This is a genomic window from Streptomyces sp. DF42, from assembly GCF_058267695.1.
The window spans coordinates 1,401,232-1,423,234 of the sequence record NZ_CM177859.1 but is presented as its reverse complement, the minus strand read 5'-3'; the positions used below and the strand labels follow the sequence as shown (position 1 = coordinate 1,423,234).

Genomic DNA, 22,003 nt, shown 5'->3' with positions numbered 1-22,003 from the left:
GTTCACTGACGCGACCTCCACTCCGCCCCCCTCAGCCGCCTCGCGGCACACTTGGTCGCCCGCGGGGAATCGCCGCCGTCCGTTCACCTCTTCCACTTCGGTGGCGAGGCCTTCTGTGAGGACCAGCGGTCCCTGATCGCCAAGGCGTTTTCCCACGCGGATGTCCGCTCACGGGGTACGCGTCGGTCGACGCCGGCGTCCTGGTCGCTCCGGTCGAGGGCGAAACGCACGCGAGGGCGCATCGGGTGCATCGTCCGCAGAAGCTGCTGGAGATTGTGGACGAGCACATCGGTGAGCCGATCCGTGAACCGATCCGTGAGCCGGGCCGACCGGGACTGTCGCCGGCCACCGATCTGCTCCGGCGCCTGATGCCGGTCATCCGGTATTGCCTGGGCGATAGGGCGCAATGGGGTGGACTACGAGGACGATGCTTCCGTCAACCGGAAGTCCTGGTCCCCAGGGATCCGACCGCTTCTGTACTCAGCTGCCGGAAGACCGACGTCCTGCCCCTGGTTCTGGAAGGAGCTCGGGCAACTCCAGCTTCCCGTCACAGTGTTGTGTGACTGAAGCCCACGGGCCTCTCGGCATAGTGATCGCGGGCCTTCCTCTGCGCCTCCCCGAGACGGGGAGCGGATCCCGGGGCGGCGTACCCGCACAATCATGTGACGCCCGCTGGGCCTTGGTGCGCCGTGCGGTAGCAAGGGCCGGAAGGGAAAGCTGTTGGTCCCTTTCGGGCATGACTGCGGGCGTCCGCTGTCCGGATGCCCATGATGGAGCGCACATTGTTGCCAGCCTTGGCTTCAGACCTGTTTGACGCACCGCAGGAGGAGGTGGGATGAGTCACGCTACCGAGCGCGGCATGGCCCTCGAGCGCGGGAAGCCGAGCGCACACGTGGCGAGTCGCCTTTTCTCGTCATCGCGGCAGTGTGGCCGCGATGGTGGGCAACATCCTGCTCGCCCCAATGTGCTTTTCGACCGGACATGCGGCGATGAGCCGACGCGTGGTGAATACCGGCGCTTTCTTGCCTGCATTGCCCGTTGCGCCTCCTTACGTTCCTCGTGTTCGTCGTCCGTGACGGGCCATCAGTAACGGTCTGTCACTTTCCACCGGGCTTGGTCGATCACCACTATCGGAGCGGCGTCGACGCCAGTTATGATGCCGCTGTCGCCGTGGCGGAAAAGATCGCCTAAGCGGTGTACAAGGCCGATCCGTGCGGCTCGACTTCCTCGCCGATGAGGACCTGTCCACCCTCGCCACCCCGGAGGGTTGGGGTGTGTCGCTGATCGTGGTCATGGTCTCGGACGACCACTCGGCATCGCGAGGGAACTACCCAAGTGAGCCCCTCTTCGCGTGATTCATCAGGCGCAGGACGATGGTGTCGTCGACACTATCAGTACGAAGACGGTGACTTTTTATGGCGATCCACGCCTCTCCGTCGGTGAACAACATGCTTTTCGTTCTCATCGGTGAGCGTTTGTTGCAGGCGAATGAGGATCTGGCTGGTGCCAGTCATGCGCCGTACCGGCGGTTGGCGAGGAATCTGGAGGAGTTGTCCGATCTCATCGAGCAGTCTGTTGCGGGTGCTGCGAGGTCGTTGCCGGCTCAGGTCGGGCGGGATTATGTCCGTGCGATGGGTACGTTCGTGGACGGCGGGGGGGCTGGTTTCCTGAGGCAGTTCGCGGCGGATCTGGACGGGATTGCCGATGACCGGGTGAGGGCTTCGTATCAGATCCTGGAGTCCAAGTGGCAGATCATTGCTGAGGTGATCCGGCTTCTGGTCGAGTTGGCTGTTGCTTTTGCGTTGTCCATGTTCAGTGGTGGGGCGGCTTTGGGTCGGGCGGCTGTGGCGAGGGCCCGTAGTCGTGCGGCGATCTTGGTGATTATGGCTGCGCTTGAGCGGCATGCGCTGCCGACGGTGAGTGAGGCGTTCGAGGAGGCTTTCGAGACGTTCGCGGTGCGTCTGGGCGTGATCGCTTTCACGTCTGGCGCGTTCAGTCCGAAGGGTTTCGACTGGAAGCAGATCGCGCAGGACGGGCTGGTCGGCGCGATCATGGGGGCTGTCCACTTGCCTTTGGCTGGTGTGTTGCAGGGTGCCACTGACGCGGCGAAGAAGGCTTTCAGGCGTGCGGCACCGGTGAAGGATTTCGCCGGTGATGTGGTTGCGAAGACCGCTACCAGGGCGGAGGCGGCGGGTGTCAACCGGTTGCCTGGTGGTGGGGATGGTGTGGGGTTGGAGGGGCATGCGCATGCGCATGCGCATGCGCATCCGGGAGTGGCGAGCAGTTCTCTTGCTGAGGGCGGTTCGGAGGCGTTGGCGGAGTTCGTGGGGAATGGGCTTTTCTATGGTGGGTGGTCGACTTCCTGGTCGACGTTCACCGGCGCGTCTCTCAGTGGTGTGAGTTCGCATGGGCTGCACTCGGGTGCGGTGGCGTCGGGTACGTGGATCAACAGTAATTTCGTGGTCAAGACCCCGCCTGTCATGGATGGTGTGATGAACACCGAGCCGGGCCCGGACATCGCGGAGGGGCAGGACGGCCGTGGTGCGGCTGGTGGTGTCGTGGGTGGTGTCCACGATGGCGGGGTTGGTGATGGTGGGGCCGGTTCGGAGTCGCTGACGGGGACTGTGTCCGTGGGTGTTTCGGGCGTGGGGGGTGCTGAGGCGGGAGTCGGTCCGGGCGAGGTTTTGGAGCAGCGGATCGATGGTGCTGCTTTCCCGGTTCCTGTGGTGGGCGGGTCCGGTGTGCGGGGGGCTGTTACGGGGTCTGTTGAGGGGGCGGCATCGCGTTCTGGTGGCGGTGACGGTTTGTCGGGTGTGGCTGGTGTGGCTGGTGTGGGTTCGGCGAGTGGTGTGGCGGGTGCCGGTGGTGGGCAGGCGCGTGCTGTTGCCGGGCGGGGTGAGGGCGTTGTTGACGGAGTGGGCCCTGGTGTGGTGGGGGCTGAGGGTGCGGGTGACGGTGTTGCCGCGGGTGTGGTGGGGGTTCCGGCTGCCGGGGGGCTTCCGGTAACGGCTGTTGAGAGTCTTCCGGTTCCGGCTGCTGGGGGGCTTCCGGTAGCGGCTGTTGGGGGGCTTCCGGTTCCGGCTGCTGGGCCTGTTGCGGGGGCTGCGGTGTCTGGTGCCGGTGTGGTCGGGGCTGAGGTGCCGCGCTCTGGTGCGGTCGTTTCGCAGGCTGCGCCGGCGGTTGGTCCTGTGTCGGTGTCGGGGCTGGTGGGGGCCGCTTCTGGGGATGCGGCTGTGGGTGTGGGCCGTGTGTACGACGGTGATGGTGTCGTTGTCGGTGAGTCGGCGGAGGGTCCTGCGGGGGCGGTGGCGGGGGCCCCGGTGGGTTTTGTGACGTCCGCGGAGGCGGTTTCCGGCTCTGTGGGTGGGGTGGAGCGGTCCGCGGGCGGGGCGGGGCCTGTGGGTGTCGGTGGTGGGGGCCGGCCTGGGGCGCGGCTCGATGGTTCGGGGGCCGGTGGTGGCACTGCCGTGCCTGCTGATTCTTCCGTGCCTGCTGATTCTTCCGTGCCTGTTGATTCTTCCGGTCGGTCGGTCCGGGGCGAGGTTGCTGCGGTCGCGCCCGCGGTTGTGGAATCTGCGGTGGATTCTGCGGTGGTGCCTGGGGGCCCGGGGAGTGCGGGTGGGCGGTTGCAGGCTGCGCCGGCGGTTGGTCCTGTGTCGGTGTCGGGGCTGGTGGGGGCCGCTTCTGGGGATGCGGCTGTGGGTGTGGGCCGTGTGTACGACGGTGATGGTGTCGTTGTCGGTGAGTCGGCGGAGGGTCCTGCGGGGACGGTGGCGGGGGCCCCGGCGGGTTTTGTGACGTCCGCGGAGGCGGTTTCCGGCTCTGTGGGTGGGGTGGAGCGGTCCACGGGCGGGGCGGGGCCTGTGGGTGTCGGTGGTGGGGGCCGGTCTGGGGTGCGGCTCGATGGTTCGGGGGCCGGTGGTGGCACTGCCGTGCCTGCTGATTCTTCCGTGCCTGTTGATTCTTCCGGTCGGTCGGTCCGGGGCGAGGTTGCTGCGGTCGCGCCCGCGGTTGTGGAATCTGCGGTGGATTCTGCGGTGGATTCTGCGGTGGTGCCTGGGGGCCCGGGGAGTGCGGGTGGGCGGTTGCCGGGTGTGCCGTTTGCTGCGGGGGAGGTGAGGAGTGAGCGGTGGAGTCCGTTCGGTGGCGGTGGTGTGGGGTCGAAGGAGGCGTTCGAGTTCACCTTCACCGGGGGTGAGGGGGGGCGGCCTGGGGTGCGGCAGCCTGAGGCTTCGGGGGAGCGGGTCCAGGTCGGGTACGCGTGGGCCTGGCATCGTGGGGAGACGCCGGGGCAGGACACGATCGAGCTGACGCGGCGGGTGCATCTGGTGCCGCCGGAGGGCGTGGGCGCGGAGCAGGTCACGGCGTTTAAAGGTGACGTGTCGCGGGTGTTGGAGGAGGTGGTGGTCAACAGCCGTGACCGCCGGCTTCCCGTCGACCAGGTCACCGGCCGGCGACAGCTCGATCCGCTGCTGTGGCTGGGGGTGGAGTGGGTCGACTCCCCCGAGGAGGCGGACACCGTGGTGCAGCTCCATGGCGGCTCGTCGGGCGATGGCCAGATGCGGCAGAGGATCTGGTACATCGGTGCGGGTCCTGCCGGCGCCGTCCACGAACTCCTCCATGGCTACGGTCTGCGGGACGACGAGTCCGACGATCGGGTGCTGCTCACTCCGGGTGGGCGGGCCGAGCAGGAGCTCACTCCGGGTGGGCGGGTCGAGCAGGAGCTCGGCCCGGATGAGTACAGTGCGGCGGCCGATCCCAGTAAGGTCCCCGCGGGTAGGCGGATCGTCCTGACGTCGGATCATCTCCGGCAGATCGCCGAGGTCTTCATTCCCTACTTCGGTCGTGTGGCGCCCGGCGGTGAGTATCTTCGTAAGGCGGGTTTGTTCGGCGACGAGTCACGCGCGGCCGATGTGGACCCGGCCATGGACCACCGTGCGGAACTCGTGGAACCGGCGCAGGACGAGGCCGGGGACGGAGACTGGGCCGGGGGGCTCGAGGCAGCGGATTTCGCCCAGTCCGTGGGACTGGACGGGGTGTTCGACGAGGCTTCGGCGGGCGAGGAGGAAGCGGACGGACAGCCTCCGGCCAAGAGACAGCGGCGGGACGATGCGGAGGGCGAGCGGTCCGGCGAGCAGGAGTTCGGCGAGCACGAGGTGGACCTTTGGGCAGCGGAGTTCGGGCCGCCTTCCAGCCCGGATCCCCGGGCGGTGTCGCCCAACGAGCGGTCCGGCACGGCCGAGGAGGAGGGGGCGAACCGGTGGGGCTGGTCGGGCTTGTCGCCTTCGGGGACGGAGGACGGGGCGGTGGACCGGGAGCCCGCGGCTTCGCCGCCCCGCGACGGAGCGTCGGCAGAGCGGCAGTTGTCGGAGAATCGGTTCGCCGGGCCGTTTCTCAGTGAATCGGACGGCGCGTTGGACGGGGATGGCCTGGCAAGGCCCGTGGCGGCCGATCCCGCCGCCGACGGCACCCGGTTTGTCGACGCCGGTGTGGAGTCCGGGGACGGGGCCGTGCAGAACCTGTCGGCCGCCGGCGCCGACCCGGATACGGCGCCTGCTGTCGATTACCGGGTGGCCGTCGGCGATGCCCGATCCGGGGCGGAGCGCGCGGACTCGACGGCGGAGGCAGTGCCTGCGCGGGGCGGACCACAAGTCCCCGCGGCCGCTGAGCCGACGCCGCCCGCCGTGGACGAGCCGGTGGTGCACCCTGCCGAGGACGCGCACCTGGTGCGGGATCCCATGGAAACCGGCTCCATGCTGGAGGACCGGGAATCCGAGGAAGACGCCGGGGATCTGGCACCCGCGGTGGACTACGACATTGAACGCCGGCATGTGGCGGAGCCCGAGGAAGCGGTACGCGCCGCCCCCGAGCGTGGTGCGTCGCCTGCCCGGGACACCGGATCCGAGCAGGGTGCCGAGGCCGAGTCCGCAGGCACGGCCGTGGTGTCACCGGTCGGGCGGGAGCCGTCGGGCTCGGAGCGGGCGGGGGAGGAGGCTCGGGAAGAGCAGGTCCTCCCGGACGTGGATCCCTCCGTGTGGGGTCGCCTGCGCGACTATGCGCTGGGCATCTGGGATCGGATCATCGCGCTGCGCGGGGTGGTCTGGGCGAGGCGCGTTTGGCAGTCCTTCATGGACTTGCTCGCCCTCAGCCGGCCTGCCACGCCGCGTGAACCCGAGCCCACGGACTCCGGCGCGCGGTTCGAGGACGGACTCGAACCGTTGGACGGTTCGACCGACTCGTCGACGGACGAGTCGGGAACGCGGGTGTCCGAGGCGGATGCGGAGATGGAGCCGGACGGGCTCGGCCTGTTGGACGGTTCGACCGCGGCACAGGGGGACGGTGCCGGTCGGGAGTCCGGGGACGAGTCGGGAACGGACGGTTCGACCGCGGCACAGGGGGACGGCGCCGGTCGGGAGTCCGGGTCCGAGTCGGGAACGCCGGTGTCCGAGGCGATGGCCTCCCGCCCCGGGACCGGCCCGGTCTTCGGCCAGCGCGTCGAGGAGATGACCATGTACGGTGACCGCCGCACCCGCAGCGGCGCCCACCACGAGCCCCAGGTGGACCCGCAGGTACAGGAAGATTCCTACGGCCTCCGGATCTTGCCTGGTGTCACGAATGACAACGGTACGTACGTGGCCGACGTCTTGTTTCTCGACCCGGCGCTGCGCCCGGGAGACCGCGAGGCGGACGATTGGCGCAACTGGGGTCGGCACCAGGACGGCGACGTCCACGTCATGTTTCCCAGAGAGTGGGGTCCGCGAGAGTTGCGGTCCGCCGTTGACTCGGCGCACGACGGGGCCATCGTCGCGGACACGTTCCGGGTGGTGGACGACCGCGGCACCTACCACTGGGTGGGTGTTTTCGAGGAGGTCCGTATGGAGGGCCTGGCGCGGGACGGCCAGCATGTCGCCTACCGGCCCACGCAGATGCAGCCGTACAGCAGTTGGCCCGACTTCGAGCCGGTCGGTGAGGCGGCCGGCTCTCCGTCGGCCACCCTTGAGGGACGGGTTGCCCTCTTCGCTGTCCGTCACGTGCTGTTCGAGAACGGGCAGCGGGGTCTCGACCTCGCCGCACGCTTCCACCTGGATGTCCCGTCCGGCACCCACGACCGCATGGCGGAGATGCTCTGGGGACAACTGGAGATGGCGGTGTACGTCGGATACGACGGCCGCTTGGCGCGCGGACCGCGGAGGGACGCGGCACTGGTGCGTCTGTCGGTGGCCCGTGCCGCGAGTTCCGCGGAGGCATACCACTCGTTCTCCGTCGATGACCTGCGCGTGCCGTTGGACGCCGTCCGCGACGTGCTGCCGGACGTAGAGGAGCTGCGAAGCCTCGCCGGGGATCTGCTGGACGAGGCGGTGCCGTCGGCCGACGAATGGGGGCCGTCAGCCGATACCGGTGAGGAGGACCTGCGGCGGGCCCTCGGCCTTCTCGGCCTGGCGGACCCCTTCAGCGGGCCTACCACACTCCGCGAACCCGAGCCCACGGACTCCGGCACGTGGCCGAAGGAAGCCGCCGCCCCTGAGTCCTCCGGGTCGGAGGACTCCGGCGCGTGGTCGGAGGAGTCCTCCGCCCCTGAGTCCTCCGCCCCTGAGTCCTCCGCCCCTGAGTCCTCCGACCCTGAGTCCTCCGACCCTGAGTCCTCCGACCCTGAGTCCTCCGCCCCTGAGTCCTCCGACCCTGAGTCCTCCGCCCCTGAGTCCTCCGCCCCTGAGTCCTCCGACCCTGACTCCTCCGCCCCTGAGTCCTCCGACCCTGAGTCCGCCGACCCTGGGTCCTCCGGGTCGGAGGACTCCGGCGCGCGGTCGGAGGAAGCCGGCGCGTGGTTCGAGGACGGACTCGGCCCGTTGGACGGTTCGACCGCGGCACAGGGGGACGGCGCAGGTCGGGAGTCCGGGTCCGAGTCGGGAACGGACGGTTCGACCGCGGCACAGGGGGACGGAGCCGGTCGGGAGTCCGGGGACGAGTCGGGAACGCCGGTGTCCGAGGCGGATGCGGAGATGGAGCCGGACGGGCTCTGGTTCGCCGGCGCGGTTGAGATCGGCGGACCCTGGGAGGTGCGGCCGCACGAGAAGATACGGTGGGTCGGGCGTTTGGGAGGCGCGCTCGGTATCAGGCGTTTCGAGGCGCGGCGGTACCGGCTTCGGGCGGGGGACTCCCTAACCCGCGTGGTACTCCGCATATTCCGCGACCCAAGAGACGGCGTCACCGAGGACCAGTTGGGCGAGCTGGCTCGGCGGGCCCAGGAGGGTGTCGACGAGCTGTTCAACGGCGGCCACCGTCTTGACAACGGGGACCTGTTCCGCGTCGACCTGGAGTTCGTCACCCGCGCCCGCGCTCATCACACCGTCACGGTGCACGCTAAGTACAAACGGGAGGACCACAAGAACTGGTCGGTCACCACAAATAAATTTGTCCTGGCCCACGAGGTGGGACACCTGCTGGGCCTGGAGGACGAGTACCGCGAGTTCGACTCGTACGGCGACCGCACGGCGTATCCGGACCAGTCGTTCATGGCCCGCCACCAGCGCCCGGCCAAAAAACGGGGCCGGTGGGGGATTCAGCCCCGTCATCTGCGCCAGTGGAGTTCGGCCATCGATCGTGCCTGGGGGACGGCCCGTCTGCGGGTGGACGGTCAGGTGGTGTTCTACACCGCCGACACACTGGAGCCGCGGGCGGACGGGCTGCCGACTCGCGCCCACTTCTCCCTGGAGACCCGGTCGGCCGTGTTGTATGGCAAGTCCCTGGAGACCTGGTTCATGTTGTATGGCGAGCCTCGCGCCGACATGCCACTGGGCGGCGGTCACCTGGCGCCCAGTGGCATGTCGGCGCGTCCGCGGCCGGTCGAGCTGGAGGGGACGGCCAATCCCAACGGGACCTACCGCGCCGAGTACCCGGGGCTCCCGGTGCGGCCGGAACTCGCGATGCGGCCGGAACTCGCGGACGGCTCGCATCCTGCGGGTGACCTGCACGTCCGGCCCAGGCAGCCGGGTCAGATGATGTTCCCCGCCGACTGGATCGAGGACGGTGCCGAATACGCCGCCGAGGTGGAGCGCCTCAACCCCCCGCCGGAACCGGCGGACTCCTCGCGCGGACAGATGATGTTCCCCGCCCACTGGGACGAGGACCACGTCGTCTACGCCGGTGAACAGGCCTACCTGCATGCCCTGCGGAAAGACAACGTCAAACCCGTCGAAGGCAGGCCTGGCGTCTATGTCTGGGAAGGCGAGTACGACGGAGTGCGTATCACGGGGGAACTCGTCATCGGCAAGCCGCGCACGCGCCTCTTCCGAGAGCGCGACAAGAAGAACGGCGCAATCGGTCTTTGGGCGGGAGACAGCAGCACGTTCACCGGATTCCGTCCCTCCGACGACCAGTCCGGTCTGGAAGCCCCCGCCCACGCGGCACCCCCGCCACCGGCAGAGCGTCCGCAGACCGGCCCGGTCGTCGGCCAGCGGGTCGAGGACATGACCAGGTACGGTGACCGCCGCACCCGCAGCGGCGCCCACCACGAGCCCAACGTGGATCCCTGGAAACAGGTGGTTTACTACGGCCTGGTGATCATGCCTGGCAGGGAGTATCCCAACGGTACGTACGAGGCCAGCGTCTTCTTTCGCGACCCCAAGCTGCGCCCGAGAAGCGACGAGGCGTTGAAGTGGCGCAATTGGCATCTGCACCAAGACGGGCATCGCCACGTCATGTTCCCCAAAAAGTGGGGTCCGCAACGGGTGCTGGATGCCGTCGGGCGGGCGCACGACGCGGGCGAGGCCGCGTACACGGTCCGGCCGGTGGACGACCGCGGCACCAAACACTGGTTCGGCTATGCCGAGGGGATCCGTATGGAGGGCCTGGAGCGGGACGGCCATCATCTCGCCTACCGGCCCACGCAGATGCAGCCGTACAGCAGCTGGCCCGGCCATGAGCCGGTCGGCGAGGCGGTCACCCGCGGGGAACGGGTCTTGCCTTTCGATGTCCGGCACGTGCTGTTCGACAACGGGCAGCAGGGCCTGGACTTCACGAAGCGGATCCACCTGGTCGTTCCGCCCGGCACCGACAACAACGAGCTCAACGAGGACTGGAGCCGACTGGCCCGCGCATACGGCCAAGTCGAGCTGGGATCGCGGAGGGACGGAGCACTGGTCCGTCTGTCGTTGGTGCGTGCCGCGAGTCCCGAGGAAGCCCACCACCCAACCCGCGAAGTACGGGAATTCTCGGACGGTGACCTGGATTTGCTGGGCGCTATGCACGACGTGCTGGACGTAGAGGAGCTGCGAAGCCTCGCCGAAGATCTGCTGGACGAGACGGCGCCGGCGGCCGTCGCATGGCGGCCGACCGACGGTACCGAGAAAAAGGCCCTGCAGAGGGCCCTCGAACTTCTCGACCTGGCGGACCCCTTCAGCGGGCCTACCACGCTGCGCGAACCCGACCCGGCGGACACTGGCGCCGGGCCCGATTCCGCCGGGAGTTTCGTCGTGTCCCCCCTGGTCAGAAATGCGTACAGGCAGGCGAACAAGGAGCTTCAGAAGAAGGCGGCCGAGGAGGCGGCCGACGAGCGTCGGAGGCGGGCGGCCGACGAGTTCCCGTCGCCGGGCGGTGATATTGAGGGGCCGGATACGGCGTTCTACGGCGCCGGCGCCGTGTCCGAGGAAGGTTCCGAGGGCGACCCGGATGAGTCGGAGTCGTCGTCCGGCTCGTCCGCCGCCTGGAGGCGGTCGAGAACCGAGTCGTGGGAGTCGATGTTCGACGCGGAGTCGGATCAAAGCGGCCTTCACGATTCGGACTTCTCGTCGCCGTTGGGTGATGGCTCTGAATCCGGTGATATTGAGGGGCCGGATACGGCGTTCTACGGCGCCGACGCCGCGGCTGACGCATCCCGGTCGGCGTCGGCCGAAGTGGTTTCCCCCGTCGCCTCGTCCGCCGATGCCACCAGCGGTGGGCCTGCTCGGCCCGGTGAGGTGACCGAGCGCTCTTCGGGACAGTCCGAGGACCGGGATCACGCGGCGTCCGAGGACGACGCCGAGGCCGCCCCCGAGGTTGATGAGCGGCGAAACACTTCGATCGAGTCGCAGTTCGACCGGCACCGGCCACCGCGTATTGACCGTTCGATGCCGGCACCGTCGCCGCAGGCGGGGCTGGTGGAGTTTGACGACGGCAGTCGGCTGCCGGAGCATTTCGGCCTCAGCCAGCAAACCCTGCGCGGCGTCGACAGCGTCGTACAGGAGATCGCCAACCGGCTCGGAGACACCCCCGGCCTGGGTGCGGCGCTGGAGGACCTGCGGCGCGCGCTCGGCGCCACCCCGCAGGTCTTCGACGGCGACGGGTACGAATCCCCCGCCTTCGGCCACGGCCGGGACCAGGTGCTCACCGTGACGGCGCGGCCTTACGGGAACTGGGAGCGGTTCGCCGATGTCCAGGGTGATCAGACCGTGCTGCAGGAGCAGGCAAGCGGGGTCACCACGGATGCCACCAAGAAGGTGTCCGGCAGTACGCAGCTCTCGGTCGGCGTAGCCCTCTGGCCGGGCGCGTCGGGAGTGTCCGCGCGCGTCGGTGCGGCCTTCGGCGTCAGCCGCGCGCAGCAGTACGTCATGTCGGACCGGACCAAGGTCACACTGGAGCAGTACTCCACGGAAGGGTCGCACCTTCACCTGGGCGACGTGTGGTACGAGGTCTCCGTCAGCGGTCCGCCGCGGCTCGCGAGTGCCGTCGGCGGGCATCACAGCAGCGTCCCGGGCGAGGACCCGTTCGGCTTCGCCGTGCGGCACGGGCTGGTGCTGCGGGTGCCTGGCAGTGTGACGGCACCCGGCGAACCAGGCCGCGTGCCGAGCAGGATCGAGCTGGGGCCGCAGTCCGAACAGACACCGTTGAGCCTGACGGTCCCCGACGCCCGCTCCGTCGCGGAGGGCGATCCCCTCGGCACGCCCACGCTGGACACGCCCGCGCGGTCGGTCAGGTTGCGGAAGCCGGGGGACATCTCCCAGCAGCGCATCGACGACTGGCGTTCCGTCACACGGTCCGACGGCACCAGGGCGCCCTTCGAGCCGCCGGCTCAGGGTTTCCAGGTCCGCCGCATCAGCGGCCTGCAGAACCTCAGAGAGGCCGCCGAACTGGCTGTCGCCGCGGCGTACGGCACCCGCGTCGACGCCATGACAGACCGCGCGCGCGAGCTGACCGGAGGCGCTCTGGACGCGGCCATGGGCAAGGCCCGTGACTCGGCGCTGACCCGGCCCGGCACGGTCTCGGCGCTCGCATTGGACAAGGCGATCAGCGACGCGGCGCTGGCCCCGTTCTTCGAGGAAAGCGGGACCCGGGACGGCCACCACGTTCTGGGACTGAATGACGACACGTCCGTGAACTGGGCCCACGGCCTGTACCGGCTCTACTCGAAGCCGGACTTTTCCCGGGCCACCATGCTGAAGGTGTTGCCCGGCAGCACCATGATCATCATGGACGGGGACGCCACCAGCGCGAGCACCGGGCTCTCGCACACCGCGAGCCAGGGCGTCTCGGCGACCCTGCAGCCGGTACTTTCCGCCGACCAGGCCGGCTCGGCGGTCCCGGCCGGCCCCGTGACGGCTCCCGTCTCCGGCGAGGCCGGCGGGCGTGCCGTCTCGGCCGCGCTGAGCGCCGGGAGTGGCGCGGAACGGGGCGGCCGCCACTTCCTGTTCGCCGTGCCGACCGCCTGGCTGGGCATCGCCGAGGTGCAGCGATGGATGGCGTTCGGCCGGGGCAGGCGCCTTCCGCAGGGTGCCCATGCGGATACCGTGCTCGAAGTGCTCGTGAGTGAGGACGTCGCCCGGGACCTGGGCCTCGTCGACGACGGGAACTTCCCGCCCGTGGTCCAGGACGCCTGGACGCAGGTCGTCAAGGCGGGCGATGCCTGGGCCGGTGCGGACAGCGCGTACCGGCAAACGCACCGGGAACTGGCGGAACTCCGGGAGAACACCCGGGATCCGAAGGACACCTCGGAGCCGGACGAGAGCGAGCTGGAAACTCTGCGCCGGCGTGCCGAGGACGCGGCCGGCGAGTATCACCGTGTGCGGGCGGAGGCCGACCGGCTCACCCGCTGGCACCGGCTGCCTGCCGAAGCACACCGACCGGGCGAACCGGAGACGCGCGCGGGCCTGACCGAACCGCCGGCCGTGGTGTTCACCGCGGCGGACCGCGTTCCGGACCCCGAGCACCCCGTGTACGTCGTCCGGGAGGGCGCGCCCGGCGATCCGGAGGTGCTCATGTCGCCGGAATCGCCGGAGGGTCGCCAGTCGTACACGCTGTACGACGTTCCCTTCGACGGGGACGGCTTCTACCACGCTCTCGCCGAAGGGCTGCACCACGTCGACCCGGAAAGGCTCGGCACCCGGGTGGACGTGACGGACCGGCAGACGACCGTCCGCGGTCTGCGACGTCTGCTCGCCGACGAGCTGAGCCGCCACGACGACCTGCTGGCGTTCACCTCGCCCGACACCGGGGACACGTTCAGCAGCGACGAGTTGAAGGCCGGCCGGATCATCACCACGAACACCGTCAGGTCCCGCGGCCTGGAGCGCGGCATGATTGGCTTGAGCAGGCCCGAGCGGCGTGAGCTCGCCGACTCGGGCCACATACCGCTGCACGCCGACCTACCGGAGAAGCAGCGTGCCGGTCTGGCCCGGGAGCAGTTGCTGCGCGCCGGTGACGCCGCTGATCGTGCGGGATGGGACCACGGCGCGGCGGACCTGCTGCCCACGCTGGTCGCCCGTGCCTTCGGTGTACGGGTCACCGTGGTCGGCGCGGACGGCCGGTTCCAGGACTTCCGGCCCGCGCACTCCGAGGCCGAAGACCCTACCGAGGACCGACTGCCGCACATCGTGCTGCAATTGAACGACCAGCACTACCGGCCGGCCCTGCCCTCCCTGGACCCCCGGCGGGAGCCCCCGCTTCCCGCGCCGGGCGAGGCGGCGGCGCAGGACCGCGAAACGCCGGCCGGCCGGCCGGCGCGGCCCGCCTACACCACCGCGCCGTGGGCAGTCGGTTCCGGTGCCTGGAGCACTGCCGGCGTCGGCGAGACGACGAGACTGACCGGGCCGGACGGCACCGCCCATACCCTCGTCGAGCCGACCGCTGACGGCAACGGCTTCTGGTCGGCAACCGGACTGGAACCGGCGGACGTCGCGCGGCGGCCTCTGCCCGAAGGGGCCCGGCTGGACCGGAGGACACCGTTCACGGACGAGGAACTCGCTCAGGCGGGGCTCTCCGAGGAGACGATCCGCTTCGCGCGCCTTGAACGGGCCGACGGCGGGCTCCCGCAGGACCTGGAGCTCACCGAACCGCAGGAAGAAGCCCTCATCCGCAGGCAGTTGCTCACCACCCGCGAATGGAACGACGCGACCGAGCGGATCGCCGTCCAGGTGGCGGCCTCCTACGGCGTGAAGGTGACCGTGGTCGGCGAGGACGGCACGTTCAGCACCACCTCGCCCCCAGGCGACACGTCCGACACGCCGGACCTGGTCCTGTACCGCAGGGGCAGGGAGTATCTACTGGCCGAGCCGTTGGCGGACGACGAGTCGGCCACGGCGCCCCAGAACGTCGCCACCCTTCAACCAGTGGGGGCCAGCGACCACGGCGTGCGCGCTGAGCGGGTGCTGCTGGGGATGGGGCAGGAGGACTCCGGCCGGTCGATTGCACCCGCGACCGAGTCCGCCGACGTGGTGCCCGCCGAGGACCACGCCCCGGTGGGCCCGGACGAACGCCGGCCTGCCACGCCGCCTGTCCACCCGGCCGATGCCGTCGGCCAGAACGGTGCCTCCGCCCGGATCGAGTCGGAACTCGACGTGCACCGGCCGCCGCGGATCGACCGTTCGATGTCCGTGCCGTCCCCCGAGGAGGGGGTCGTGGGGTTCACCGACGGCAGCCAACTGCTGGAGCACCTGACCGCCGGATACGGCACCGGCGACGCCCGGGGCCGCAGCTACGGCCACAGCCGGGTCACCCTGCGTGGCGCCGACCTGGTCGTGGGGGAGATCGTGCGGGAGATCACCGACCGCCTCGGCGGCCGGTTCGCCGTGCCCGGCCTGAGCGAGGCACTCGACGCCGTGCCCGGCCTGAGGCAGGCACTCGACGACCTCCGGCGGGCGCTCGGCACGACTCCCCAGATCTTCCACGGCGACGGATATGAATCCCCGCCCTTCGGCGATCCCGCGACTCAGGTGCTGCGTGTGGTCACCCACCCGCACGGCGACTGGGAACGGTTCGCCGACCTCCACGACGGCACGGTCAGGGTCGATTCGGCCCACCGCAGCCGGATCACCATGGGCACGGTCAGCACGGTGAGCATGAAGCGGCGGGCAACGGTGGGCCCCTCCCTCGGACCTCCGGGGGGCGTCGCCGGTTTCGGACGCCTCGGCGTGACCATGGGTGTCACTCGCTCGTACGAGTACGACATGCAGGACCAGACGCTCAGCCAGGTGGAAACCCGCGCGGCGGAGAAGTCCCACCTGCACCTGGATGACGTGAGTTACGAGGTCTTCCTCGGCAGCGCACGGTCCCCTCTCGCGGACGGGACGGAGTTCGACTTCACGGTGCGGAACGGGTTGGCGGTACGGCTGGCGGACAGTGATACCTCCACCGCCGAACCGGGCCGGGTGCCGAACAGGATGACGCTCGACGAGCGTTCCGACTACCGGCTGGTGCACACCGAGGGCTACGGACCGGTCAGGCACGTGCGGGACCGCCTCGTGGAAGAGCTGGGCATTGTCCCCGGAAGTCCCGCTCACGAGCATCTCACCGCGTTCTTCAGCTCGGAGAACTTCCTCCGGGCCGCGGATCGCCTGGCCAAGGGCGGCGTCCCGACGGACGTGTTGGTCGGTGAGGACGGATCGCTGCTCGGGGCGTTCGTCGTGGAGAGCGTCGTGCCCCGGGATGCCCTGCTCCTCACGGAGAGCCATGCCGCCGAGATACGCAGCACGATCCAGCAGACAGCCAAGAACGAAAGGGCACTGTCCAGGACGTCCACGCGGGGAGTGGATCTCACTGTCGGCCCGTCCGCCGACTTGGGTTTCTTCGGATTGGGTGTCCTCGGAAGGTGGATGGCTGGTTTCTCGTACGGCCTAGATCGAGGCATTACGCACAGCAGTGCGTTCGGCGGCTCGAGCGGTCGCAAGACCGTCGCTCGGGTCAAGAACATGCCCACCGTCCTCTATAGGGTCGACAAGACCGTCCATGTGCGCAGGATCGACACCGGTGAAGTCATCCCGTTCGACACCTGGAGCCTGGTCCGGATGACACACACCGAGGCCCGGCGGCTCGCCGGATGGCCCGACGGCACGACGCTGCGCATCCGGTCGGAGAACGAGCCCCACCCCCCGGCCTACCTGACCGCTGACCGGCCCGTCGTTCTGGGGGCGGCCAGACCGGAGGCTTTCGTCTGGGGGAACGCCGGTTTGCACAACGGCGTTCTGGTACCTGGCGAGGACCGGCCGCAGGACTGGCTGAAGGTGTTCACCGGCGAGGTGGTCCGCGCCGCTGCCGACAAATACCCGAAGGTCCTGGCTCCGCTGGAGGACTTCCGCGATCCGGCGGACGCCCGCTGGGACAGCCGGGAGCACTACGTCATGGCGTTGCGGAACACCCTGCGCGTGATGAACGCCCTGTCCCACCACAGCGTCGCCGCCAACCTCGAGGTGATCACCACAGCAGGGCTGTCGATCGGACTGGACGTTACTCCCGGAGTCTTCGGGCTCTCTCACATCACGCTCCGCATAGGTGGCGAGCTGACGGGGCGTCGTTACGAGGGCACCCAGAACGACCTCATCCTCCGTACCAGCGCCCCCGGCACGGAACGCCTCGACGGCGCTCAAAGCGTGACGCACACCCATGGCGGGGGGATCGAACTGCGGGGCGGTGCCGCGAACCCCGGCACCGGCTCACTCGGCGCCAGGTGGGGGTGGAGCCAGGGCCGCGGGACGCAGCACGGGGCCACCGTCTCGTACGAGTCGCTGGCCGCCAGTTCCCTTCCGTCCCATCTGTACAGCTACCAGTTGAGCCTGACGGCAGGGATCGAGGACTTCTCGCGTCACCACCCGGCGCCGAGGGCTCTGTCGCTGGGGCTGCTGGGCACGGGACCCCAGGTGAGCACGGACCTGGTCGGAGGCGACGCGGGCGAGGAGTTCACGGGCAGGGTCCTGCTGGCCGTACCGGGCGAGGACTCCCCCGCCACCAACCCGCAACCGGCGACGGCGGGCCGGGCGGAGCCCGTCGAGATGGAGGAAGCGCTGACCCAGGCCCTGCTGTCCGGGGACCCCCAGGTGGTGTCCGAGAGCCATGGGCAGGACCCGTTCAAGAACCACGCCTTCCAGACGGTCGGCGTCGGCTCTCCCATGGCCCTCGGCCGTGCCGTGCAGGACCTCATGGCAGAGGTGTCCGGCCACTCCTGGCACTTCAAGAACGCCGGCGCGGTCCCGCATGAAGCCCTGGTCCGGTTCTTCCAGTCGGATGCCCTCACCGCCCGCTTCGATCAGACGTCCGGCCCCGCCGGCTCCCGGATCTCCTTGTTCGCCGAGGGTCTTCTGCGGCACAGGGTGGGTGACGTGGTGCATCGCATGCGCATCGTGGGTCTGCGGGTGGAGACCAAGCCCGCCAAGATGGAGACCGAGCTCGCGGTCGCCAGTGATCTTCAGATGGCGGGGTCGGTGACCCGCGGCAGCAGCTTCAGCTGGGCACTGCTCGCCGGTGGCAGGGGCGACACACACGCCGGCGGAACCCAGCTGACCACCATCTCCGGCCTGCGGTACGGCAGGGGCGACACACACGCCGAGACCACGAAGGTGACCCGCATGGTCACCTCGGAGGTCAACCGTGACGACGGTGGCTACAAGGTCCTGGTGTCCGGGGACACCGAGCACGACCTCGCGGTCTCCCTCCGCCCCGAGGGACTGCTCGCCCCGGTGCTCTCCCCGTTCTACCGAAACAGCCGGGCCGGGAAGCACCTCACGCTTCCCTCGAGCTTCTTCGGCCGTGTGGGGGAGAAGGCCGCACACGAGCTCGGGCTCCTGGACGACGGCCTGGGCAAGGTGCCTCGGTACACGTCCCACGAATGGACACAGGCCGCGTGGTGGCACGACCACCCCTTCGCGTCGTATCCCGTCAACTCGCTGGACACCACCGCGGTGCTGGCCAAGTTCGACCAGCAGTTGCGGAACTGGAAGGTCGACGAGGCGGACCGTGAGCGAGTGCGCTCCCTGGTGACCCCGCGAGCGGTGCGGGCCCTGCGTGAGCAGATGACCTCCATCGGCGTGTCGGCGCGCGCCCGGACGGGCCGGTGGTTCTCGGGAATCCGCATCGGGAGCCGCACCGGCTCCCTGAAGGTGGAGCTCGTCGCCGAGGAGTCGCGGTTCGACGGCCTTGACCACGGCGTCTCCATAGAGGACAGCCGGATCGCCTCCGTGACCGAAGAGACGGGGGGATCCGAGGGCCTTTCCATTGCTCTCGGGCTGAACCTCACCCAGGGGGTGGCAACACCGCAGCTGGGAGATCTCCACTCCGTCCGTGCGGCGAACGAAGGGGGGGCCACCACATCCGGCCTGACGTCCTCCAGCCTTTCCCGGACGCGTACCAAGCGGCACACCTTCTGCGCGAGAGAGCCGCACGCCGAGTACCTCACCCACTACCGGCTGCGGCTGACGCTCGACCCCGGGAACGGCATACCCCTCGATGTGGAGGACTCCGTGGGTACGCTCCGTGAGCAGGTACCGCTCAGCCTGACCGCCCCGGAGCCGGGACCCGGCCGAGCGGACGACCGGCTCCGGCCGCCCACGCTGGAGCAACCGGCTCGTTCGGTCACCATGTGGGGACCGGGAGACCAACCGGACCTCAACGAATGGCGTTCCACAGAGCTGCCGGACGGCACCCGTGGCCCCTTCCAGCCGCCGGCCAGCGGCTACCTGGTCCGTCGGGTCGTCGGGATCGAAGGGCTGAGGCAGGCCGCCGTCCTTGCCCTGGCCGAGGCGTACGGCGCCCGCTCCGTGACCGCCGAGCAGCTGGACGATGCCCTCGAGAGGGCCCGCCGCACCGGCCAGGGCAAGGACCGCACCGTCGAGCTGACCGCCGAGCAGCTGGACGATGCCTTCGAGAGGGCCCGCCGCACCGGACTGACCCTGCCCGGCACCGCCTCGGCGCTCGCCCTGGACAACGCGACCAGCGATGCCGCACTGGCGGCGTTCTTCGAGGACAGCGGGACCGCTGAAGGCTACGTGGTCCCCGGGCTGAACGAGGCGGGAGGCTACGTGGTCCCCTGGCTGAACGAGGCGGGAGGCGCCTACGGCGAGTACCGGCTCCACTCCAGGCCGGACTTCACCAGGGCCGCACTGCTGGCGGTGGTCCCGGAGAGCATCATGGAGAGCGCCGAGCGGGACACCGCGGGCCAGAGCGCCGCCGACTCACGTGCGCAGGGGCACGACTCCGCCTTCGGCGCCCAACCATTGCTGGACGCCGGCGCTGCCGGCTCGGCCGTCCCCTCAGGCACTCTGACGGGCCCGAACGCCACCGAAGCCGACCGCCGGGTTCGGTCGCGCGAGGAGAGCGCCCAGCTCACCGACAAGCCAGCCGGCCGGAGCTTCGTGTTCGCGATCCCGACCGCCTGGCTCGGCGTCGCCGAAGTGGTAACGTCCAACGGTCCATTCGGCCGTATCAGGCGTATCCGGGCCGTCCAGACGCAGACCCAGCTCATCACCGTGGTCCACGAGGACGTGGCCCGCGAGTGGGGCCTTGTCGACGACGGGAACTTCCCGCCCCGGGTCGCGGACGCGTGGGCTGATGTCAGCAAGGCGGGCAAGGCCTGGGTTGCCGCGGACGACGCCTACTGGAAGAAGCGCCGTGAGGTGGCCGAACTCCAGGAGGAGGCTCCGGAGCTGAAGAACACGGTCCTGCAGCCTCTGCTCGACCGGGCCGAGGCCGCGGCCGGCGAGTTCCACCGGGTGCGGGCGGCGGCCGACCGGCTCACTCGCTGGCACCGGCTGCCCGCCGAGGCGCACCGGCCCGGTGAGCCGGAGTTGCGCGCGGGCCTGCCCGAACCGCCGGCCGTGGAGTTCACCGTGGCGGACGGCGAGGTGAAGGCCGGGCACCTCGTTTACGAGGTGCGGGACGGCGTGGCCGGCGATCCCGGGCTGCTCGTTTCGCCGGGTGGGGACCAGTCGTACACGCTGTACGACGTTCCTGAGGACGGGGACGGCTTCTTCCACGCCCTTGCCGAAGGGCTGCATCATGTCGACCCCGGCCTGCTTGTGCGGCGGGTGGACGTGACGGACCGGCAGGAGATGGTCTCGGGTCTGCGCCGGCTGCTTGCCGATGAGCTGAGCGATCCGCAGAACGCCGGCCTGCTGGACTTCACCTCGCCCGACACCAGGGACAAGTTCGGGGTTGAGGAGTTGGAGGCCGGCGGGGTGAACCCCGTGAAGACCATCAGTCTCCGCGGGCCGAAGCCCGCCAGGATGGACTGGAGCAGGTCCGAGCGCCTCGAGTTCGCGGAGTCCGGTCACATACCACTGCACGTGAAGCTCCTCGAAAGTCAGCGTGCCGGTCTCGCCCGCGAGCAGTTGCTGCGGGGGAGTGGCACCGCCGACAGGACGAATTGGGATCACGGCGCCGCCGACCTGTTGCCCGTGCTGGCCGCCCGGCACTTCGGCGCATGGGTCACCGTGGTCGGCGCGGACGGGCGGTTCCAGGACTTCCGGCCCCCGCTCTCCGAGGCCGGGGACCCCGGCCAGGAGCAATTGCCGCACGTTGTGCTGTATCTGAGTGACCGGCACTACCGGCCGGCCCTGCCTTCGGGCGATGCCCGGCGGCAGCCTGCTCTGCCCGAGGCACTGCCCCGGACCGCGGAGGCCGGCCGGGAGGCGGACGCCGCCGTGTCCGGCACGCCTCAGAACCGGGCGCCACGGCCCGCGTATGCCGTGGCGCCGTGGGCAGCCGGTTCGGGCGGCTGGGGCACCACCCGCGTCGGCGACGAGATGAGACTGATCGGACCAGACGGTACCGCCCACACCCTCCGTAAGCCGCAAGAGGACGGCAACGGCTTCTGGGAGTCCGTGCGCCGTTGGCGGGCGGATGGTGGGCTCGCGCAGGATCTGGAGCTCACCGAGCAGCAGGAAAGGGCCTGGAACGAGGCGACCGAGCGGACGGCCGTCGCGCAGGTGGCCTCCTACGGCGTGAACGTGACCGTGGTCGCAGAGGACGGCACCTCCACCAGCACCCGCGCTCCCGGCGGGGGATCGTCGAGGCCGGAACTGGTCCTGTACCGCAGGGGCAGGGAATACCTGCTGGCCGAGCCGGTGGCTGCCGACGACGGCCCGGGCATGGCGCCCACAGGCGCCGACACCCCGCCCCCGCTCCGAACAGACGCGGCCGTCGAGGTCGGGCCGGAGGGGGAGAGCGCGTTCGAGCAGTCGGCGCCGGTATCTGTCGTCAGTGGGTCGGGGTCGGTCGGTCTTGTGCCGTCTGCTGTTGCGGAAGGTGCTCCGGCTGGGGAGTTGGCCGGGGGGGATGCGGCGCGTGGGGTCGATTCGGGCGGTGCCGGGGGTGAGTCGGGCGGTGGTGAGGCAGTGTCAGGTTCGGGGGAGGGGACGGGGCATCGGCGTGATGTCGCGGATGGTACGGTGCCGTCCCGGAGACTCGATGAGCTGCTCGACTCTGCGGCGGTGCTTGACACTCGTGTGGGGCGCGAGCAGGTGCAAGGGCTGCCGTATTCAGCGGCGGCCGCGGCTACTTGGGATCTGGCGCCCGACGAGCGGCTTCCTGTGCGCGATGCGTTCCGTCGCGAGGATCTTGCGGAGTTGCTGCGTGGGCATTCGGAGCTCTTCCCGGTGGAGGTGGGGGAGGAGTGGGCCCTGCTGTCCGGCCGGGAGGGGGGCGGCCGGGAGGGGGGCGGTCTGCTGCCCGGGTAGTCGTCTTCCGTGTGCGTCGGGGTGCTGGGGGCGGGGTCACACGTGGCGTGTCCGTGTCGGCTGCCGGGCGGTTGTGACACCACTTCAGTGCA

At 69.9% G+C, this 22,003-nt stretch carries 3 protein-coding genes; 2 read left to right on the top strand and 1 reads right to left on the bottom strand.

Annotated features, from left to right (window positions below; translation table 11 throughout):
• Window positions 1-1,211: 1,211 nt before the first annotated feature.
• Window positions 1,212-1,355, top strand: coding sequence for a hypothetical protein (locus ACYUED_RS06520; protein ID WP_491291357.1), 144 nt, complete (start codon window positions 1,212-1,214; stop codon window positions 1,353-1,355).
• 36 nt (window positions 1,356-1,391) lie between these two features.
• Here the strand turns inward: ACYUED_RS06520 and ACYUED_RS06515 are convergent, their stop codons facing one another.
• Window positions 1,392-2,066 carry a hypothetical protein gene (locus ACYUED_RS06515; RefSeq protein WP_491291356.1) on the bottom strand — a complete coding sequence of 225 codons (675 nt, stop codon included), beginning with the start codon at window positions 2,064-2,066 and terminating at the stop codon, window positions 1,392-1,394.
• A 2,148-nt stretch (window positions 2,067-4,214) separates the two neighbouring features.
• On the opposite strand from ACYUED_RS06515, the gene ACYUED_RS06510 reads away from it, so the two are divergent.
• The gene (locus tag ACYUED_RS06510; RefSeq protein WP_491291355.1) at window positions 4,215-21,911 is read left to right on the top strand and encodes an EndoU domain-containing protein; all 17,697 of its coding nucleotides are present in this window, start codon (window positions 4,215-4,217) and stop codon (window positions 21,909-21,911) included.
• Window positions 21,912-22,003: the final 92 nt, after the last annotated feature.